The sequence below is a fragment of the Nonomuraea sp. NPDC050547 genome (genome assembly GCF_044457345.1).
Lineage (GTDB): Bacteria > Actinomycetota > Actinomycetes > Streptosporangiales > Streptosporangiaceae > Nonomuraea.
The window spans coordinates 187,419-206,396 of the sequence record NZ_JBITGW010000022.1 but is presented as its reverse complement, the minus strand read 5'-3'; the positions used below and the strand labels follow the sequence as shown (position 1 = coordinate 206,396).

The following is an 18,978-nucleotide window of genomic DNA, read 5'->3' as shown; positions in this document are numbered from 1 at the left end:
GCCGAGGGGCAACCGGACGCTCGGCCGATCCGCCGCACCCCTGTTGATCGAGAAGCTTTTCCCCATGAACGAGGTGCTTGCAGGAAGGGCGCTGGCCAAGCGATTCGGCCAGACGGTCGCGCTGGGCGGCGTGGACATAGCGGTACGGGCCGGCGAGGCTGTGGCGATCATGGGGCCGAGCGGCTCCGGCAAGTCGACCCTGCTCCACTGCCTGGCCGGGATCATGAAACCGGACTCCGGCGAGGTGCACCTGCTCGGCCAGCGCATCGACGCCATGGGCGAACGACAGCGCAGCGCGCTGCGCCGTACCCGCTTCGGGTTCGTCTTCCAGTTCGGGCAGCTTCTGCCCGAACTGCCGGCCGAGGAGAACGTCGCGCTCCCGCTCATGCTCGGCGGCGTCACCCGCCTCCAGGCCGTACGGCAGGCCCGCGAATGGTTCGCCCCCCTCGGCCTGCAGGGCATGGAGACCCGGCGGCCCGGCGAACTGTCCGGCGGCCAGGCCCAGCGCGTCGCGATCGCCCGCGCGCTGGTCACCAAGCCGGCCGTCGTCTTCGCCGACGAGCCCACCGGCGCGCTCGACCAGAACACCGGCCACGACACCATGCGGCTGCTCGTCCAGGCCACCAAGCACAACGACGCCTCGCTCATCGTCGTCACCCACGACCCCAACGTGGCCGCCGCCTGCGACCGCACGGTCGAGGTCCGCGACGGCCACATCCTGGCACTCCGGGGAGCGCACGGATGAAGACCACACTCGCGCTGAGCTGGCGGCTCCTGCATGGCGGGGGCCGCCGCGGCATGCTCGGCACCTGGCTGACCTTCGGCGCCGTGGCCATCTCCACCGCGCTGCTGCTGTTCGCGGTCTCCGCCAACTTCGCCTTCGACGCCCGCGCCGACCGCGGCGCCTGGCGCAATCCCGTCGCCGCCCAGACCGGGGCGGTGGCGATCGAGGCCCAGCGCCACGACTTCGTCCGCGACCGGCAGATCACCGTCGTCGACCTGGCCGCGCTGACCCCCGAAAAGGCGGCTGCCGGAGTGGCGCCCGCCGGAGTGGCGCCTGTGCCGCCTGGGTTGCCGCGGTTTCCCGCGCCTGGGGAGGTGTGGCTGTCGCCCGCGCTGGCCGCCCTGACCAAGGAACTGCCCGCCGACCAGTTGGCAGGTCGCTATCCCAAGGTCGCGGGGCAGATCGGCGACGAGGGGCTCGTTCATCCCGGTGAACTGGTCGCCGTCATCGGGCACCGTCCCGACGCCGCCGCCATGACCGCGCCGCGCAGCGACGACTGGATCGTGGGCTCGCCGCCCACCAAGATCGCTTCCTTCGCGGGGGCGGCGTCGGAGGAGGCCGAGGCGTACCAGGTCCTGGCGCTGATCGCGACCGTGCTCATGATCGTGCCGCTGCTCGTGTTCGGGGGCGCGGCGGCCCGGCTCACGGTCGCCCGCCGGGACCAGCGCCTCGCCTCGCTCCGGCTCATCGGCGCCACTCCCGGGCAGGTCGCCGCCATGACCGTGGCCGAGGCGGTCATCGTCGCCTTCGCCGGTGCGCTGACGGGCGCCATCCTGTACGGCGTGGCCGTACCCCTGCTGTCGCGCATTCAGATCGGCGGCGGCGTCTGGTACCTGTCCGACCTGTGGCCAAGCCCCCTCGTCCTGGCCGCGACGCTGGTGGCGGTGCCGCTGCTCGTCGGCCTGTCGGCGGTGGCGGGACTGCGCCGGGTCGTCGTCAGCCCGCTGGGGGTGGCCAAGCGGGAGACCCCGCCGGGGCTGCGGTTCTTCCGCGTGCTGGCGTTGATCGCGGTGCTGGCGGTCGTTCCCCTGCTGAGCCGGAGCACCAGTGTGAGCGTGATCGCGGCGGTGATCGGGCTGGCGTTCCTCTGCATCAACCTGGTCGGGCCATGGGTGGTGGCGCTGATCGGCCGGATCACGGCCGGATCCGCCCGCCGTCCCGCGCGGCTGCTGGCCGGGCGGCGGCTCGTGGACGACCCGCGCTCGGCCTGGCGCACGGTCAGCGGGGTGGCGCTGACCGGGTTCGTGGCGGGCTTCCTGGGGCTGCTGAGCCCGTCGGCCTTCTCGTCCGACCCGGGGCCCGCGCAACTGCGTGTCACCGTGTTGTCGGGGTCGGCGCAGGACGCGGTGACCCAGGCGAAGGAACGGCTGTCGAAGGCAGGGGTGACCGCCACGGTGAAGGCCGAGAAGAAGGTCGTCGTAGCCGCCCTCGGCTCCACCGCGGACGCCGCGGTCGTCGACCGGGCCAGAACGGCCCTGGACGGCCTGACCCCCGGCAGGACACCGACCACCGAGGCCGACGACCAGCGGTTCGGCATGCAACTGCTCGCCGACGTGGGCGCCGGGACGGTGGTGGTGTTGTCGGTGTCGTTCCTGGTGGCGATCGCCAGCTCGGGCATCACGGCCGCGTCGTCGGTGCTGGACCGTCGGCAGACGTACGCGCTGCTGCGGCTGGCCGGGACGCCGCTGTCGGTCCTGGACAAGGCACGGCGGGCGGAGACGTTGATCCCGCTGACGGTGATGGGCGGCGGCGCGATCGCGGTGGGCGCGTTCTGCGCGATGCCGTTCATGCTGGGCGCGGTGAGCGTGAACGGCCTGATCACGCTGGCCCTGTGTGTGGGCTTGGGCTTCGGAGGAGTGATCGGGGCGGGAGCGTTGAGCAGGCCACTGCTCCGCGCGGTAACGGCCGACCCGGCCCCCCGCCCCGACTAGCTCGGGCCTCCGCTCCTCTCAGAGGGCGCTTCGCGCTGGGGGAGGCTCCGGGCTGCGACACGTGGGGGGCTCAGCGCCCCCCCACACCCCCACAAGGGCATGGTCCTCGCTCCGCTCGGGCGTTCTGCCGAGGGGCAAGCCCAGGTGGGGCCGGGTGCCTGAAGCGAGGAGACCCTAGTGCTCCTGCTCGATGCGCTCGAAGACGTCGGTGTCGGTTTCCGCTGCCACGCGGGCAGTTCTTCCAGCCGGCCACGTAGGACGGCCTCCCCAGATCCCGCGTTTCAGCCGATCCGGTCCACAGCGATCGACACGACGAACTTCTTCGCCGGGTCGATCGTCTGGGCGAAGAGCTCCATCCACGCGGGCCACGCCACGCCGCTTCCATCGTCTCTTAGGGCACTCGGCCGGGCAGGAGGGCGTCGGCCTGGGTGATGATCTCGGTCGAGTGACGATGCGGGTCCTCGCCAGGGACGATCACGCGATGATCGCGGCGACCGTCCAGCGGACGTCACGGGACCGATCATGGTCACAGGCGGGCGATCCACTCCTCGCCCGTGAGCACCTCAGCGCCTCTGGCCGGGAAGACGCGGTTGACCAGGAAGTCGTGTACGTCCGGTTCTCCGTCGGCGCAGCCGTCGCTGAGCACGGTGAGGCGGTAGTCGCGGTCGGCGGCGTCGTACAACGTGGCGGCGACCATCGCCGAGGTCGCCACGCCGGTCAGCACGATCGAGTCGACGCCCTGGGCGCGCAGGATCAGGTCGAGGTCGGTGGCCGCGAACGCGCTGGCGCGGTGCTTGAGTACGACGGCTTCGCCGGGCGACGGCTGGATGCGCGGGTGCACGTGCGTCTCGGGGGACTCCGCGTGGAACAGCGTCCCCGCGCCGTGCAGGCCGCTGATCACCTGGTTCCCCGCCGACACGTCGAGGCTCGAGGCCCGCAGCCCGAACCGGATGAAGATCACCGGGATGCCGGCGGTTCTGGCCGCGGGAATCACCTTTTCCACGACGGGAAGCACTCCGGCGGCGAAGGGATAGTTGTCCACGATGCCCGCTTGCAGATCGCCGACGATGAGCGCGGTGGTCATACGGTCTCCTTGTCTGTGCACGGTCCGACGATAGTGGGCGGGCCGAACCAGGAGGCGAGCGCGTCCGCCAGGCCGGTGACGTCGCCTGACGAGCTCGCCCATGCCACGTACCCGTCCGACCGGACCGGCGCGGCGGCGAGCCCGTCACCTGCGGGCTTCCCGGCATGCCGTCCCCGATCATCGGTGTTCGCCTCCGGCCCGATCAGCAGTCCGCGGCCGTCGTGGAGCGGCACGTCCGGCAGGAATCTGCCGGCCATCGGGTGCGTGGAGTCCGGCGCGTGGTCGAGGTCGGCGCCGTTGGCCATGGCGATGAAGTGCTGCTTGGCGTCCGGCAGTTCCAGTGTTTCCGCGAGCACCTCGCGTCGGGCGTCCACCTGCGCGCCGGGCCGCATGAGCGCGACCTGGGCGCGGGTGTCGCGCAGCACGCGTTCGGCCACCGGCCGGCGTTCTGCGGTGTGGGTGTCGAGCAGGCATCGTCCACCTGCCCCTTCACGACCAGGGCGAGCTTCGATGGTTGAGGCCCTACTCGCCGATCGGCGAGTGTACGTGCGCGGCGTCGCCGGCCGGCGGAATCCGGCCCGGACCGGTTGCCCCACTTCAGCCGCCTGCCGGCCGCCGTGCCGGACGTCGACCGCGAGAAGGACTTCGAGGCGGCCCTCGACATGCTGATCACCGGACTGGTCGCAGCGGCGGGAGAGTAGCTCACTTCTCCCAGACGGGTACCGGCGGCAGGCCACGCTCCCGCCGGGCGCGGTCGGTCAGCTCCTGGACAAGCTCCGTCTTCGCGCGGGCGTAGTCGCCCGGATCGATCCCGGTGGCGGCGAGCGCCTGCTTGAGTTCGGCGTAGCGGGCCGCGTCCTCAGGGTGCTCGCGCAGGTAGTCGCGGAAGAAGCGCTGGTTGCGCGTCGGCCAGGAGGCGAGCGTGACCACGTGAAGGTTGTATGCGCGGACGCCGCCGCTCGCGCGCACATACAGGAGCCGGTCGGTCATGCCGTTGAAGTGCCGCTCGTAGCCGAGGCCGGTGAGCGCGGACTCGCGCCGTTCGACCGGCGCGAGATCCTCCGCGGCCGCCATCAGGTCGATGATCGGCTTGGCCGCCAGGCCGGGAACCGCGGTCGAGCCGATGTGCTCGATCTCCGCGAACGCGCCGGGCAGCGTGTCCAGCAGTTCGCGCATCGCCGTGGCGGCGAGTACGGGCCATGCCGGGTCGTAGGGGACGATCTGGATGCTCGGCTCAGACATGAACGCCCTCGCTCCCACAGAGCGCTTGGGGGATGCGGTCGAGGACGCGGTGGCTGGCCAGGCCGTAGGCGTAGAAGTCGACGGCGTGGGCGCCGGCCGCGCGGGCGCCGCGCACCTTGGCGGTCAGGCGGTCGGCCGAGTCGTTGTCGGGGTAGCCCGGGCGCAGCACCACGCGTACCTCCCGATGCTTGCCGACCGAGCGCAGGTAGGCGCGCACGTCGTCGGCCACCCGGGCGGCGTCGCGGGCGTAGGCGAGGACGGCGAAGGAGGAGACGAGGTCGGCCAGCGCGGCCGGGTCGACGCCGAGCAGCCAGGCGTCGTGCGCGGCCAGGGCCGGGGAGGGGAGGCCGTCGCGGTAGCCCTTCACGGCGCCGGTCGGGTCGACGAAGACCAGTTCGCAGGTCACCGCCTTCGCCACCTCGGCGACCAGCGAGGTGACGGTCTCCGCGCGGGCGCGGGCGTAGGCGACGACGTCGGGGCCCGCGTAGGCGCTCAGGGCGGCGCGGGTCACCTCACCCTCGGCGGGCGGGTCGCCGTCGAGGACGCCGCCGACGATCCGCGCGCACTCCTCGCGCGCCGCGCGGGCGTCGATGCCGAGGGCCGACGCCCGTGCCACGCAGTGGTCGCAGAAGCACAGGGCCATCAGGTACGCGTCCATCGGCCCCAGCGGCACGAACGATCGCTCGGCCCGCAACGGCCGGTAGTGCAGCCCCTCGGCGACGACGCTGTCCACCCCGAGCCTGGCGACGGCCCCGGCCAGCGCCACCGCGTACTGCCGCACGTCGGGGTGGGCCGGGCACAGGTCGGTCAGGTAGCCGCGGTCGCCGAAGCAGTTGCGCACGGTCACGTCGGGGTGCTGGGCGCCGAGCGTCCCGTTGCGCAGGAACACCACCCGTCCGTGCAACTTCAGCCCGCGTGTACGGCAGGCCGCGAGCAGGCCGTCGAAGGCGTCCGTGTAGCCGGTCGGCGGTACCAGGCGCAGCCCGGCGAACAGGTCGTCCGGCAGGGCGAAGTGGGCGCCGTCGTGCCGCAGGGTCAGCTTGGACGGCCCGTGCGGGGTGACGTCGCGGGAACCGTGATGGACGGCGCCGACGGTGACCCCGGCCACGCCGTACCCCAGCACCCGGTCGAGCACCCTGCCGATGCCTTCACCACGCAGGTCCTCGACGAGGACGAAGAGCGAACTATCCACGTTCTGACCTTACGCGAGTGATCTCCCGGTGATCTGGGTCTGTCAGGCTCCGTCCCCATGAAGAAGATGATCGCGGCCGTCGCGGCCGCCGGCGTGCTGGTCGCCGGTGCTCTCCCCGCACAGGCCGCGCCCAAGGACCCCGTCGGTGTCCTCAAGAGCCTGATGAAGCCCGGCGCGGGGGTGCGCTTCAGCGACCTGACCATGATGTCGGCCGACGGGAGCAGCGTCGACCTGGTCAAGCGCAAGGGCGTTTTCGGGTTCGGCAAGAAGGGCATCGCCGCGCACGACATCACCAGCAGGATCGTCAGCCCGACGATCGAGTTGACCGACTCGCGCAAGCCGGAGCGCGTGATCGGCCTCGGCAAGGACCTCTACCTCAGCGGCGGCAACTGGGCCGAGGACATGCCCAAGGGCAAGACCTGGTACAAGACCGGCAGCCAGTTGATGCGGGCCGGCGGCTACGGCTTCTACGGCCAGGTCATCAACCCCGCCGAGCTCGGCACCCTGTCGGCCCTGATCAAGCGGGCCAAGCGCGGCGGCAACGCGTACACGGGGAAGGTCACGCTCAAGGAGCTGCACAAGATCTCGCCCTGGTTCGCGAGCACCATCCTCGCCAGGCGCGACAGCACCCCGGTCGAGTACACGATCAATGTCGCCCCGTCCGGCCTGGTGACCAAGGTGACCAGCACCTACGCGGCCGCGGCCGTGGTCAGCTTCCCGGGGCTGGAGGACGAGACGTTCACCGCCGTCAGCACCTTCACCGGGTGGGGCAAGGAGGTGTCCATCAAGGCGCCGGACCCTGCCCTGGTCACGACCAAGCTCAAGAAGTAGGCACGTCTCAGGCCGCTTGGAGAAAGCGCCGGGGAAAGGTGACCTCCGTCAGCTCTTCGGAGACCTCCCACAGGCGCCGCGCCGCTTCGGCGTCCCGCGCTCTCGCCGAGCGGCCGACCAGCTTGGGTGCGCCGCGTGTCTCCAGGAAGCCGCGCGGGCCCGCGTAGCTGTTGCCCGGGATGTCGGCCACGGCCGCGTACAGCGTCGGGAGGGCGCCGTCGTCGTCGCTCTGCGCGAGCAGGCCGACCGCCGCCCTCGCCACGAGATAGCGCACGCGGTTCCGGCCGTCGAACCGCAGCAGGTTCGTGGCCGACGCCCCGGGGTGCGCGGCGGTCGCGATCACCGTTGAGCCGGCCTCGCCGAGCCGCCGCTGGAGTTCCGAGGTGAACAGCAGGTTGGCGAGCTTGGACTGCGCGTAAGCCCCCATCGCCCGGTACGGCCTGCGCTCCCAGCCGAGGTCGTCGAAGTCGATCGAGCCCATCCGGTGCCCGCTGGACGAGACGGTGACGACCCGTTCCCTGATCCGCGGCAGCAGCAGGTTCGTCAGGGCGAAGTGCCCCAGGTGGTTGGTCCCGAACTGGAGCTCGAACCCGTCGGCCGTACGCGAGAACGGCGGGATCATGACGCCCGCGTTGTTGATCAGCACGTCGACCGGCTCGGTGAAGTCCTCGGCGAACGCGCGGACCGAGGCGAGGTCGGCGAGGTCGAGCCGCCGGACCTCGACGCGGCCGGACATCCCGGCGGCGGCCGCCCGCCCCTTGGCGGGGTCGCGGACGGCGAGCACGACCCGCGCGTCCCTGGCGGCGAGCACGTGGGCCGCGGCACGGCCGATCCCGCTGTTCGCGCCGGTGACGACGACCGTGCGTCCGGCCATGGACGGGACGTCAGAAGCAGAGAATGTTGTCATGGACTACAAAGTAGGCACCGACAACAATGTTGTCAACGGGGACATCTGCTAACCTCGGCCCTGTGCCAGAAGTGACCGAGGAGCGCCCCTACCACCACGGAAACCTGCGCGCCGCACTGCTCGACGCGGCCGAACGCGTTCTGCGGGAGCACGGCGCGGACCAGCTGGCGCTGCGCGACCTGGCCAGGGAGATCGGCGTCAGCCACGCCGCCCCGCGCCGGCACTTCCCGAACCGCCAGGCGCTGCTCGACGCGCTCGCGGTGGCCGGATTCGCCCGCCTGAACACCACGCTGCGCACCGCGATGGCGGGCGCGGGCGAGGACTTCGCCTCCCGCGTGCGGGCCACGATGACGGCGTACACCCGCTTCGCCACCGACAACGCCGCGCTGCTTGAGCTGATGTACACCAGCAAGCACCGGCCGGACGCGAAGCAGATCGCCGAGGCGGCCGAGGCCCCGTTCGGGCTGATGATCGAACTGATCCTTCAGGGGCAGGCGGAGTGCAAGCTCCAGGAGGGCGACACCGCCAGGATCGGGATCGTCCTGTTCGCGACCCTCCAGGGCATCGCCGCGCTCATCAACGGCAAACTCGTCCCTCCGGAGCTCCTCGACGGACTCGTGGAGACCGCGGTCGAACAGTTCCTCCGCGGCGCCCGCCCGCTTCCCTAACCGCTACGCGGCTACCACCTCGGGTATTTACACTGTGCACTGATGCGCACACAGTACACATCTTGTGCACGCGTTACTCTTGTGATTACAGTGTTCACAATGGCGCCTTCGCCATGCCCGCATAAGGAATATTTCCTGTTTGCAGCTATGCATAACTGCGCTGTGTGAATGCAGAGTCGCAATGACGATATTGACCATTCCTGTGAATTGGCGGTAAATTTCCAGTCAGCTTCTCAAGGGGGCCCAGAGAAGCTGATCTGGAGGGTGGCACCACGCTGCCCTCATCGCGATTGCCCCCTTGTCGACAGGTCAAGGAAGGGAAATGCACATGAAGCGAAGAGCAGCTCTCGTCATCAGCGCCCTGGCGCTCGGCGTCGTCGGGTTCGCGGGATTCGGTCCCGCTGCCCAGGCGACTGACGACCCGATCGAACCCACTGCCGACGAGCTGACCGTCGAAGTCATCGACAGTCGCGCCGACGCCGCGGGCCGCTGTGCCAACAACCGCCTGTGCCTGTACGAACACGACGATTTCCGCGGTCTCGCGCTCCGGATCACCATGCCCTCGCCCGGGGTCTGCGGGAACCTCCCACCCGAGTACAGGAACATGGCGAGCTCCCAGCAGAACGAATACAACCGGAACATCAAGTTCTATGCCAGGACAAACTGTTCCGGCTCGTCCGGCTACAAGGCCCTGGCCGAGAGCGAGGACAAGGACCTCACGAACAACGGCTTCGACAACAAGACGGATTCGCTGAGATAGCCGTTGTAATTCAGCGGCAATAATTCGCATCTAGGAGATGAGCATGCCGATCCGGCGATGGGGCATGGCCCTTGTGCTCCTCGTCGGAGCGGCATCCGGCTGCTCGCCGACCGAAACGGAAACGCCGTCGAAAAGGCCGCAGGAGATCGCCGTTCCAGAACCCGATCCGCAAGTGCGGCAACTCACCATTCCTTTTGACGCCTACAACTTCAGCCCCGCCGAGGACATGACCCTGGATGTCGCCGAGGACGTCGTCGTCCGCGACTGCATGAACGCTCGCGGCCTGGCCTGGCAGGCGCTGCCCGGTCCCGGCGAGAGCGAGATCGAGCCGCCGCATCGCCGTCGCTACGGTGTCATCGAGTCGCGGGTAGCCGACGTGTTCGGCTATCACGCGCCGCCGTACCGGCCGGCCGTGGCCGCTCGCGGGGTCAAGGCACTCGCCCGCGTCACCGGGGCTCCGCCGGGCGTACGCGAGGCGGCGAAGGCGTGCCTCAAGCAAGCGCGCGACAGCATGTACGGCGGTGCGCAGAAGGCCGACGCCGCGTTCTTCAACAAGGTCATCTTCGCGACGTTCGACGCCGCCCAGCGCGACAGGCGGGTCACCCGCGCCTTCCGCTCCTGGAGCGCCTGCATGGCGGAGGAGGGCTTCCGCTACGCCGACCCGCTCGCCGCGATCACCGACCGGCGCTGGTCGACGAAGGCGCCCACCACGCAGGAGATCCGCACCGCCCAGCGGGACGTGCGGTGCAAGGAGAAGACCGGCGTCGTGTCCATCTGGGCCGCGGCCGAGACCCGCGTCCAGAACGCCGCCATCCGCGCCCACCCCGGGAAGTTCCGGGAGCTGAGAGCGGTCAAGGTGCGGCAGCTCGCGGCTGCCCGGCGGGTACTCGGCTGACCCCGGCGGCCCGGATCACCTCGGCCCGCTCTGCCCGGTGAGGGTCGTGCGCAGGAGGGTGATCCACCAGTCGAGCGTGCGGTCCCGGGCGGTCGTGTCCAGTCCGACGCTTCTGCGGAACTCGCCGCCGAACAGCGGTTCCAGCGCGACGGCCTGGTGCAGTCCGGCCATCGTGAGCTGGATCGCCTCGCGTGAGGGCGGGGTCCTTCCGGTGCTCGCGCAGTGCAGGCGGGCCTGGGTGTGCAGGCGGTCCACCACCTCGTCGAGTAGCCCGCTGCCGGGGTCGCGCCAGCCGGACTGGTGCAGCGCGATCGCCAGTGCGGCGTAGCCGCCGGCGTACAGCGTGTAGAGGGTGTGGACCAGCGCGGCGGGGTCGACCGGGCCGTCGGCCCACGCGCCGAGGACGGTGCGCAGTTCGGCCTTCAGCTTGGACCCGCCGAACCGCAGCAGGGACTCCAGGAGTTGTTCGCGGGTGCCGAAGTGGTGGTTGATCGCGGCGTCGGTCATCCCGACCTCGGCGGCGACGGCGCGTACCTGCACGGCGGCGGGACCGCCGGCCGTGAGCAGCCTGCTCGCCGCCTCAAGGATCATCCGCTTGGCTTCATCGGGTTTGCGTCGTACTCGGCCGGTCACGCGCTCACTCTACCTTGACTAGCCAAGGTAGTTCTCTTACCTTGAGGGCCCAAGGTAAGGAGGCATCGTGCGAACCACGATTGAGCTGGCGGCGGCGCTCGGAGTCACGATCCACGATCCGGCGCCGCCTCGCGAGATCCGCTTCACCCGCGCGGGCTGCCGGTTGCGCGGGCTCGACTGGGGCGGGACGGGAACCCCGGTGCTCCTGCTGCACGGCGGCGGGCTGACCGCGCGCACCTGGGACTTCGTCTGTCTCGGCCTGCGCGGCGACGCCCGGCTGATCGCGCTGGACCTGCGCGGACACGGCGACAGCGACTGGTCCGACGACTACCGCGTCGACACCCACGCCGCCGACGTCGCCGCCGCGGCCGAGCACCTCGGCCTCGACCGGGTACGGCTGGCCGGCATGTCACTCGGCGGCGTGGTGGGAGCCCGTCTGGCCGAGTCGCGGCCCGGCCTGGTGGACCGGCTGGCGCTCGTCGACGTCGCGCCAGGCGTGGACTTCGAGAGCACCAGGGAAGTGCGGGCCTTCATGTTCGGACTGGGCCCGGTGGCGGATCTGGAGACGGTCGTGGAGGCCGCGCTGCGCGTCAACCCGCGCGCCGGCCGCGCGGGTGTCGCCCACCGGATGGGCACCCTGTTCCGCCGCGGGCCCGGCGGCGACTGGGTGCCGAAGGGCGATCTGCGTCCCCCCGACTTCCCCGCCATACTCGCGGCCGTCGAAGGACTGCCCGCCCAGCTGGCCGGGGTGCCGGTGCTGCTGGTCCGCGGCGGCCGCAGCAGGGTGCTCACCCAGGCCGTGGCCGAGCAGTTGGCCGACCGCCTCCCGAACTGGGAGCTCGCGGTCGTGCCCGACGCGGGCCACCTCGTCCAGGAGGACAACCCGGCCGCGCTGATCACCGTCCTGCGCGCCTTCCTGACCTGACGCCGGGGAGGTCAGGAAAGGACCAGGTCGCGGATCGTGCGCAGGGAGTCCTCGTCACGCGGGCCCATCACCAGGAGACTGGTCACGGGGGACTTGTGCCACAGCTCCAGCCGCTCCTTGATCCGGCCGGGCGGCCCGACCAGCGAGATGCCGTCGGCCAGCTCGTCCGGGATCGCCTTGAACGCCTCGTCCCTGCGGCCCGCGAGGTACAGCGCCTGGATGTGCTCGGCGGCCTCCGCGTAGCCCATGCGGCCGATGATGTCGGCGTGGAAGTTGCGGTGTTTGGCGCCCATGCCGCCGATGTACAGGGTGAGCATCATCTTCACGCCGTCCAGCGCGGAGCGCACGTCGTCGGAGATGACGACCATCACCATGGCGGCGATCTCGAAGTCGGGGCCCCGGCCGGCCAGGGCGCCGCCGTACATCTCCTCGATCTTGGAGGGGAAGGCGAACAGCGGGAGCCAGCCCTGTCCGATCTCGGCGGCCAGGGCGACGTTCTTGGGGCCTTCCGCGCCGAGATAGACGGGGATGTCGGGGCGCAGGGGATGGGTGATGAGCTTGAGCGGTTTGCCGAGTTCGCCGGGCAGGGGGAGGGGGTAGTGCGGGCCGTCGCTGGTGACGGGGGCTTCACGCCGCCAGACCTGGCGCATGATGTCCACGTACTCGCGGGTTCTGGCCAGGGGTTTGGCGAACGGCCGGCCGTACCAGCCCTCGACGACCTGCGGGCCGGAGGCGCCGACGCCCAGCAGCAGGCGGCCGCCCGTCAGATGGTCCAGGGTCATCGCGGTCATCGCCGTGGCCACGGGCGTCCTGGCCGACAACTGGACCACCGAGGTGCCCAGTTTGATGCGGCTCGTGCGCGCGCCGTACCAGGCCAAGGGGGTGAAGGCGTCGCTGCCGTAGGCCTCGGCCGTCCAGACCGAGTCGTAGCCGAGCCGCTCGGCCGCGAGGACCGCGTCGGTCGCGTCGTCGGCGTTGCGCTGCCAGTAGCCGAGGTTCAGCCCGAGCTTCATGTGACACCTCCGAATTAAGTTCTATTAGTGCTGCGCACGCCGTTGGGTGTCAATGCACCATCTTTCGGGGAAGTCTGTTCTGTGGTTAAGGGTTTCTGTCGACTCGCCTTCCTGTTGCTGCTCCTACCTGCGGCGATGGGGACGACGCTCGCCACGGGAGCGGTGGGGGCGCCCAAGCCGAACATCGTGCTCGTCCTGGTCGACGACCTGGAGTCCGGCACGCTGCAGTACTTTCCGAACATCACCCGGCAGCTGGTGAGCCAGGGCACCTCGTTCGACCGCTTCTTCGTGACGAACTCCTGGTGCTGCCCCTCGCGCAGCTCCATCCTGAGATCCCAGTACGTCCACAGCCACGGCGTCCTGACCAACACCGCGCCGGAGGGCGGATTCGACAAGTTCTACCGCTCAGGTCTGGAACGTTCCACGATCGGCACCTGGATGCGTTCCGCCGGATATCGCACCGGCCTCATGGGCAAGTTCCTCAACCACTACCCGGGCGAGTCCGCCCCGCCCACCTACGTGCCGCCCGGCTGGGACGACTGGCGCGTGCCCGTCCGCAACCTCTACGAGGAGTACGGCTACCGCCTCAACGAGAACGGCACCCTCGTCGACTACGGCTGGGCCGAGGACGACTACCTCTCCGACGTGCTCGCCACCAAGGTGCGCGACTTCGTCCAGGCCTCGGGCCAGACGCCGTTCTTCCTCTACCTGGCCCCGGTCGCCCCCCACAACCCCGCCAACCCCGCGGTACGGCACGCCGGAGCCTTCCCCGACGCCCAGGCGCCCAGGACCAAGAACTTCAACCGCGAGGACGTGGGCAACGAGCCGGTCTGGCTCCGCTCGCTGCCGAAACTCGGCCAGCGGGCCATCGACCGCGTCGACGAGCGCTACCGGGCCAGGCTGCGCGCCATGCTCGGCGTCGACGACCTGGTCGGCTCGCTCATGACCACGCTGCAGGAGAGCGGCAAGCTCGCCGACACCTACATCTTCTTCGCCTCCGACAACGGCTTCCACCTCGGCACCCACCGCCTCAAACAGGGCAAGACCACGCCGTTCGAGGAGGCGATCCGGGTGCCGCTCGTGGTGCGCGGGCCCGGGGTGCCGGTGGGGGCGACCGTCAGGGACCTGACCGCGACCGTGGACCTGGCCCCCACCTTCGCCCAGCTCGGCGGGGCCGTCACGCCCGACTTCGCGGAGGGGCGGTCGCTGCTGCCGTTCCTGCGCGGGCAGGCGCCGCGGCCATGGCGGAAGAACGTGCTCGTCGAGTTCAACCGGCCGCTCAACCAGATGTCGGCCAAGCAGACGCCGGTGCCCGACTACGCGGCGCTGCGTACCAAGGACTACACCTACGTCCAGTACCAGACCGGCGAGACCCAGCTCTACGACCTCAACCAGGACCCCGACCAGCTGAACAACCTCGCGGGGACCGCGCCCCTGGGGCTGGTGCTGGCGTTGCAGGCGCGGCTGACGGCCATGCGCGGCTGCGCCGGGGCCTCGTGCCGCGTCGCCGACCTACAGGAGTGACCAGGCGCACCGGACCGGGGCGGGCAGCCGGCCGGCGCGGAAGGCGCCCGGCGGGACGCCCATGACCGTGCGGAAGTCGGCCGACAGGTGCGACTGGTCGTAGAAGCCGGTCTCGGCGGCCAGCTCCGCCCATGGCTCCTCGCGGGCGGCGGCCAGGACGCTGCGGACCCGGTGGATGCGGGCGTAGCGCTTGGGGGACAGGCCGACGGCGTCGTGGAAGAGGTTGCGCAGGTGCCGTTCCGAGACGCCCAGCTCGCGGGCCACCTCGGGCACCCGGCCCGCTCCGGTGAGGAGTCCCGCGGCGGCGTCCACCAGATCGGCGCGGGCGGTGTCGGCCGCCGAACCGGCCCGAACCCGCTCCTCCAGCGCTCCGGCCAGACCGTGGGCCACTTCGGTGTCGTCGCGGGCGGACAGCCGGTTCAGGAGGGCGTCGGCGGGGGTGCCCCAGAGGTCTCTGAGCGACACGACCCGGTCCACCAGGTCGCTCATCGTCACCCCGAGCGCCGCCTTGGCCCGGCCGGGGCGCAGCCGCACCGTCACACAGCGCGGCGCGTCGGCCGGGGCGAGATAGGACGCCTGGGTTCTCGGCCCCAGCACCACCAGTCCGGTTCCGTCGGCTCCGCTGCGGAAGGCCAGCACGGCGGCCGTGTCGGGGCCGCGCACGTGCACCCCGCGATCGGCGCCGGTCAGCACCTCGGCCGACGCGTTCAGGGGCGCCAGAGTTCTCATGCTCGTGCCAACCTCGCCACCGTGCCGATTCTTCCTATAGGTCGCGGGGGACCGCTGGCAGCGTGAACGGCATGATTCTGATCACCGGTGCCACGGGCACCATCGGCAGTGAAGTGACCCGGCTCCTGGCCGAGCAGGGTGTCCCGGCCAAGGCGATGACGCGTGATCCCGGCCGGGTGGCCGGGCCCGCCGTGCGCGGGGACTTCGGGGACGTGCGGTCGCTGGAGGCGGCCGTGGAGGGGGTGTCGGCGGCTCTGCTGCTGACGGCGTTCGGGCCGGAGATCGCCGCGCACGACCGGGCGTTCGTGGACGTGGCGGCCAGGGCGGGCGTGAAGAGGATCGTGAAGATCTCGGCCATCGGGGCGGGCGACAACGAGGACCCCGAGGACGTCGGCGGCATGCACGCGGCCGGCGAGCGCGCCCTGACCGGATCCGGGATCGAGTGGACGATCGTCCGGCCCTCGATGTTCGCCACGAACGCCCTGGGCTGGGCGGAGATGGTCAAGGCCGGGCAGCCGATCCCCAACGTGACCGGCGACGGCCGCCAGGGCATCGTCGACCCGCGCGACATCGCGGCGGTGGCCGTGGCGGCGCTCACCGGCCCCGGACATCACGGCCGGGTCTATGAGGTCACGGGACCCGACCTGCTCACCACCCACGACCAGGCCGAACTGATCGGGCGGGCGATCGGGCGGCGCGTGGAGACGGTGGACGTGCCGATCGAGCAGGCCGTCGCCCAGATCCCCGACCCGGCCTACGCGAAGGCGGCGGCCAAGGGCTGGGCGTTCGTCGCGGCGGGCGGCAACGCGGTGGTGACCACGGCGGTCCAGGACGTTCTGGGCCGCCCGGCGAGCTCCTTCGCGTCGTGGGCCGGGGACAACAAGGCCGCCTTCGGCGGCTAGGACTTCGGGAAGAGGGCGGGGTAGGCGTGGGCCAGGTGGTCGGTGACCGCCCGCGCCGCCTCCTCGGGCGATCCGGCGGCGATCGCGGCCAGGATGCGCCGATGATCGGCCTGCAGCACGCGGGTGTCGCCCAGCTGCTCGACCGCCTCGATCGCGTACCGCCGTACCGACTCCCGCAGCGAGCGCATGATCGCGGCGATCAGCCGGTTTCCCGAGGCGTCGGCGATGGCGCAGTGGAAGGCCGTGTCGTGCTCGACGAACTCCTCCGCCGTCCGCGCCCGCTCCATCCCCTCCAGCGCGGAGACGAGGGCGGCGGTGTCGGCGCGGGCGGTGGCGGCGCCGGCGGCGGCCCAGCGTTCGATCATGAGCCGGGTGTCGATCACCTCGCGCAGCTCCAGGCTGGCCAGGCCGAGGTGGAGCCTGAGCAGGTCGGTCAGCGCGCTGTCGGGCCGTGAGGTGAGCACGGCGCCGGCGTCCGGGCCCCGCCCGGCCTGCGAGGAGACCACGCCGAGCGTCTCCAGCACGCGCAGCGCCTCGCGCACCGACGAGCGTCCGACGCGGAGCTGCTCGGCCAGCTGGCGTTCGCCGGGCAGCCGGTCGCCGACGGTCAGCCCGTCCTCGACGATGCGGTGCTCGATCTGGGCCAGCACGTCCTCGAACGCGCGGGTCCGCTTCACGGGCCGCCATCCGGTGTCGGTCACGGGCACCCCTCTTGTCGCGTTGTATGGTCTGACCATACAGTGGTCAGACCATAGAGAGGAAGGAGTGCCGTGCGGGTCGCCCTGTTCATCACGTGCGTCAACGACACGCTCTTCCCCGGCACCGGCAAGGCGATGGTGTCGCTGCTGCGCCGGCTGGGCTGCGAGGTCGACTTCCCCGCCGCCCAGACCTGCTGCGGGCAGATGCACGTCAACACCGGGTATCGCGATGAGGGGGTACGGCTGGCGCGCCACTTCACCGAGGTCTTCGCCGGGTACGACGCGGTCGTCGCGCCGTCGGGCTCCTGCGCGGCGATGGTGCGCGAGCAGTACCCCAAACTGGTACGGCCCGGCAGCAGGGGAGCCGCGGCCGTGGCGGAGGTGGCCCCGAAGGTGCACGACCTGTCGGAGTTCCTCATCGACGTCCTCAAAGTCGACGACGTAGGCGCATATTTCCCGCACCGGGTGACATATCACCCGACGTGTCACTCGCTCCGCGGCCTCCACCTGGGCGACCGCCCCACCCGCCTCCTGCGGAACGTGCGCGGCCTCGAACTGATCCCCCTGGGCGGCGCCGACGAGTGCTGCGGCTTCGGCGGCACATTCGCGGTCAAGAACCCGGCCATCTCCGCCGCCATGTGCGCCGACAAGGTACGCAACGTGCTCGACACCGGCGCCGAAGTGCTCTGCGCGGCCGACAACTCCTGCCTCATGCACATCGGCGGCACGATGAAACGCCAGCGGACCGGGGTGCGGATCATGCACCTGGCCGAGATCCTGGCCGCGACGGAGGAACGATGAGCGGCACCTTCCTCGGCATGCCCGGCGCCTTTCCGGCCAACGCGGCGGCAGCCGTACAGGACAGTCAGCTTCGCTACAACCTGCGCAAGGCCACCCACACCATCCGCGGCAAGCGCGTCAAGGCCGTCGACGAGCTGCCCGATTGGACGGAGCTGCGCGCGGCGGGGAAGGCCATCAAGGACCACACCCTGCGCCACCTCGACCGCTACCTGCTGCGGATGGAGGAGGCGGTCACCCGCAACGGCGGCACCGTCCACTGGGCGCGCGACGCCGCCGAGGCCAACCGCATCGTCACCGACCTGGTCAAAGCCACCGGCGAGCGCGAGGTGGTCAAGGTCAAGTCGATGGCCACCCAGGAGATCGGGCTCAACGAGCATCTGGCCGCCGAGGGCATCACCGCGTACGAGACCGACCTGGCCGAGCTGATCGTGCAGCTCGGCGAGGACTTTCCCTCGCACTTCCTGGTCCCGGCGATCCACCGCAACCGCTCGGAGATCCGCGAGATCTTCCTCGACAAGATGGCCGAGTGGGGCCGCCCCGCGCCGCCCGGCCTGACCGACGACCCGCCCGCGCTCGCCGACGCCGCCCGGCTCCACCTGCGCGAGCGCTTCCTGGCCAGCAAGGTGGCCGTCTCCGGCGGCAACTTCATGATCGCCGAGACCGGCACGCTGGTCGTGCTGGAGTCCGAGGGCAACGGCCGCATGTGCCTGACCCTGCCCGAGACGCTGATCAGCGTGGTCGGCATCGAGAAACTGCTGCCCACCTGGCGCGACCTGGAGGTCTTCCTTCAGCTGCTGCCGCGCAGCTCCACCGCCGAGCGTATGAACCCCTACACCAGCACCTGGACGGGCTCCGCCGAAGGCCAGGACTTCCACCTGGTACTCCTCGACAACGGCCGCACCGGCGTGCTCGCCGACGAGGTCGGCCGCCAGGCGCTGCGCTGCATCCGCTGCTCGGCCTGCCTCAACGTCTGTCCCGTCTACGAACGCGCCGGTGGCCACGCCTACGGCTCGGTCTACCCGGGCCCGATCGGCGCCATCCTCACCCCGCTGCTGCGCGGCTTCGACACCGAACTGGACGCCTCGCTGCCCTACGCCTCGTCGTTGTGCGGCGCCTGCTTCGACGCCTGCCCCGTCGCGATCGACATCCCGGAGGTGCTGGTAGACCTGCGCGCCAAGGTCCCGCACGGCCGGGCGGAGCGCGCGGGCATGAAGGTCGCGGGCTGGGTGCTCAACAACGAGGTACGGCTGGCCAAGGCCCAGCGCCTCGCCACGCGCTTCCGCAAGCTGGTGCCCAAGCGCCTGCCCGGCCCCCTGTCGGCCTGGACCGACACCCGGGACCTGCCCGACATTCCAGAAGAGTCGTTCAGAGATTGGTGGGAGCGAACCCGACGCGGCGAGCCGAGTGGACGCCCGAGGAACGAGGGTGGCCGCGGAGGGAGTGAGGAGAGGTGAGCGAC

General features: G+C 71.0%; 20 protein-coding genes. 11 read left to right on the top strand and 9 right to left on the bottom strand.

Annotation, left to right across the window (positions count from 1 at the left end; translation table 11 throughout):
• Positions 1 to 64: 64 nt before the first annotated feature.
• Both ACIBHY_RS44140 and ACIBHY_RS44135 read left to right on the top strand, forming a co-directional pair.
• Positions 65 to 745: an ABC transporter ATP-binding protein gene (locus tag ACIBHY_RS44140; RefSeq protein WP_379614807.1), complete on the top strand. Its 681-nt coding sequence runs from the start codon at positions 65 to 67 to the stop codon at positions 743 to 745.
• A complete protein-coding gene (locus ACIBHY_RS44135) occupies positions 742 to 2,715 on the top strand; it encodes an FtsX-like permease family protein (protein WP_397309855.1) in 1,974 nt (657 codons plus the stop codon). Before ACIBHY_RS44140 ends, ACIBHY_RS44135 begins: the two co-directional genes overlap by 4 nt.
• Positions 2,716 to 3,241: 526 nt before the next feature.
• On the opposite strand, the gene ACIBHY_RS44130 is transcribed toward ACIBHY_RS44135, so the two are convergent.
• The 4 genes from ACIBHY_RS44130 to ACIBHY_RS44115 all read right to left on the bottom strand — a co-directional run bounded on the left by ACIBHY_RS44130 (position 3,242) and on the right by ACIBHY_RS44115 (position 6,233).
• On the bottom strand, positions 3,242 to 3,799 hold the full coding sequence (locus tag ACIBHY_RS44130; protein WP_397309854.1) for a cysteine hydrolase family protein: 558 nt from the start codon (positions 3,797 to 3,799) through the stop codon (positions 3,242 to 3,244).
• A complete protein-coding gene (locus ACIBHY_RS44125; RefSeq protein WP_397309853.1) occupies positions 3,796 to 4,236 on the bottom strand; it encodes a hypothetical protein in 441 nt (146 codons plus the stop codon). The genes ACIBHY_RS44130 and ACIBHY_RS44125 overlap by 4 nt, the downstream gene beginning before the upstream one ends.
• 265 nt (positions 4,237 to 4,501) lie before the next feature.
• Positions 4,502 to 5,041, bottom strand: coding sequence for a GrpB family protein (locus ACIBHY_RS44120; RefSeq protein WP_397309852.1), 540 nt, complete (start codon positions 5,039 to 5,041; stop codon positions 4,502 to 4,504).
• Positions 5,034 to 6,233 (bottom strand): hypothetical protein, encoded by a 1,200-nt coding sequence (locus ACIBHY_RS44115; protein WP_397309851.1) that lies wholly within the window; start codon positions 6,231 to 6,233, stop codon positions 5,034 to 5,036. Before ACIBHY_RS44115 ends, ACIBHY_RS44120 begins: the two co-directional genes overlap by 8 nt.
• 57 nt (positions 6,234 to 6,290) lie before the next feature.
• Between ACIBHY_RS44115 and ACIBHY_RS44110 the strand changes: the two genes are divergently transcribed.
• Entirely contained in the window at positions 6,291 to 7,064 is a 774-nt protein-coding gene (locus tag ACIBHY_RS44110; RefSeq protein ID WP_397309850.1) for a hypothetical protein, read from the top strand.
• A gap of 7 nt (positions 7,065 to 7,071) precedes the next feature.
• On the opposite strand, the gene ACIBHY_RS44105 is transcribed toward ACIBHY_RS44110, so the two are convergent.
• Complete coding sequence (locus tag ACIBHY_RS44105) at positions 7,072 to 7,971, bottom strand: oxidoreductase (protein WP_397254965.1); 900 nt, start codon at positions 7,969 to 7,971, stop codon at positions 7,072 to 7,074.
• A 62-nt stretch (positions 7,972 to 8,033) separates the two neighbouring features.
• Between ACIBHY_RS44105 and ACIBHY_RS44100 the strand changes: the two genes are divergently transcribed.
• From ACIBHY_RS44100 to ACIBHY_RS44090, 3 genes are all read left to right on the top strand, one after another.
• On the top strand, positions 8,034 to 8,639 hold the full coding sequence (locus tag ACIBHY_RS44100; RefSeq protein ID WP_397254967.1) for a TetR/AcrR family transcriptional regulator: 606 nt from the start codon (positions 8,034 to 8,036) through the stop codon (positions 8,637 to 8,639).
• A gap of 322 nt (positions 8,640 to 8,961) precedes the next feature.
• On the top strand, positions 8,962 to 9,399 hold the full coding sequence (locus ACIBHY_RS44095; protein ID WP_397254969.1) for a peptidase inhibitor family I36 protein: 438 nt from the start codon (positions 8,962 to 8,964) through the stop codon (positions 9,397 to 9,399).
• A gap of 172 nt (positions 9,400 to 9,571) precedes the next feature.
• The gene (locus ACIBHY_RS44090) at positions 9,572 to 10,294 is read left to right on the top strand and encodes a hypothetical protein (protein ID WP_397309849.1); all 723 of its coding nucleotides are present in this window, start codon (positions 9,572 to 9,574) and stop codon (positions 10,292 to 10,294) included.
• 15 nt (positions 10,295 to 10,309) lie between these two features.
• Here the strand turns inward: ACIBHY_RS44090 and ACIBHY_RS44085 are convergent, their stop codons facing one another.
• Complete coding sequence (locus ACIBHY_RS44085) at positions 10,310 to 10,927, bottom strand: TetR/AcrR family transcriptional regulator (RefSeq protein WP_397254973.1); 618 nt, start codon at positions 10,925 to 10,927, stop codon at positions 10,310 to 10,312.
• A 67-nt stretch (positions 10,928 to 10,994) separates the two neighbouring features.
• Between ACIBHY_RS44085 and ACIBHY_RS44080 the strand changes: the two genes are divergently transcribed.
• Positions 10,995 to 11,852, top strand: coding sequence for an alpha/beta fold hydrolase (locus ACIBHY_RS44080; protein WP_397254975.1), 858 nt, complete (start codon positions 10,995 to 10,997; stop codon positions 11,850 to 11,852).
• Between the two features lie 11 nt (positions 11,853 to 11,863).
• On the opposite strand, the gene ACIBHY_RS44075 is transcribed toward ACIBHY_RS44080, so the two are convergent.
• Positions 11,864 to 12,865 carry an LLM class F420-dependent oxidoreductase gene (locus tag ACIBHY_RS44075; RefSeq protein WP_379637684.1) on the bottom strand — a complete coding sequence of 334 codons (1,002 nt, stop codon included), beginning with the start codon at positions 12,863 to 12,865 and terminating at the stop codon, positions 11,864 to 11,866.
• Positions 12,866 to 13,000: 135 nt separating this feature from the next.
• Here ACIBHY_RS44075 and ACIBHY_RS44070 point away from each other — a divergent pair, with 135 nt between their 5' ends.
• Positions 13,001 to 14,389, top strand: coding sequence for a sulfatase (locus tag ACIBHY_RS44070; protein ID WP_397254979.1), 1,389 nt, complete (start codon positions 13,001 to 13,003; stop codon positions 14,387 to 14,389).
• Here ACIBHY_RS44070 and ACIBHY_RS44065 read toward each other — a convergent pair.
• Positions 14,378 to 15,118, bottom strand: a complete 741-nt coding sequence (locus ACIBHY_RS44065; RefSeq protein ID WP_397309848.1) for a helix-turn-helix domain-containing protein — start codon at positions 15,116 to 15,118, stop codon at positions 14,378 to 14,380. The genes ACIBHY_RS44070 and ACIBHY_RS44065 overlap by 12 nt on opposite strands.
• A 71-nt stretch (positions 15,119 to 15,189) precedes the next feature.
• Between ACIBHY_RS44065 and ACIBHY_RS44060 the strand changes: the two genes are divergently transcribed.
• A complete protein-coding gene (locus tag ACIBHY_RS44060; protein ID WP_397309847.1) occupies positions 15,190 to 16,020 on the top strand; it encodes an NAD(P)H-binding protein in 831 nt (276 codons plus the stop codon).
• Here the strand turns inward: ACIBHY_RS44060 and ACIBHY_RS44055 are convergent.
• Complete coding sequence (locus tag ACIBHY_RS44055; RefSeq protein WP_397309846.1) at positions 16,017 to 16,721, bottom strand: FadR/GntR family transcriptional regulator; 705 nt, start codon at positions 16,719 to 16,721, stop codon at positions 16,017 to 16,019. The two genes, ACIBHY_RS44060 and ACIBHY_RS44055, sit on opposite strands and share 4 nt — an antisense overlap.
• Positions 16,722 to 16,790: 69 nt before the next feature.
• Here ACIBHY_RS44055 and ACIBHY_RS44050 point away from each other — a divergent pair, with 69 nt between their 5' ends.
• Positions 16,791 to 17,519, top strand: coding sequence for a (Fe-S)-binding protein (locus ACIBHY_RS44050; RefSeq protein WP_397309845.1), 729 nt, complete (start codon positions 16,791 to 16,793; stop codon positions 17,517 to 17,519).
• Positions 17,516 to 18,973 carry a lactate utilization protein B gene (locus ACIBHY_RS44045; RefSeq protein ID WP_397254987.1) on the top strand — a complete coding sequence of 486 codons (1,458 nt, stop codon included), beginning with the start codon at positions 17,516 to 17,518 and terminating at the stop codon, positions 18,971 to 18,973. Before ACIBHY_RS44050 ends, ACIBHY_RS44045 begins: the two co-directional genes overlap by 4 nt.
• Positions 18,974 to 18,978: the final 5 nt, after the last annotated feature.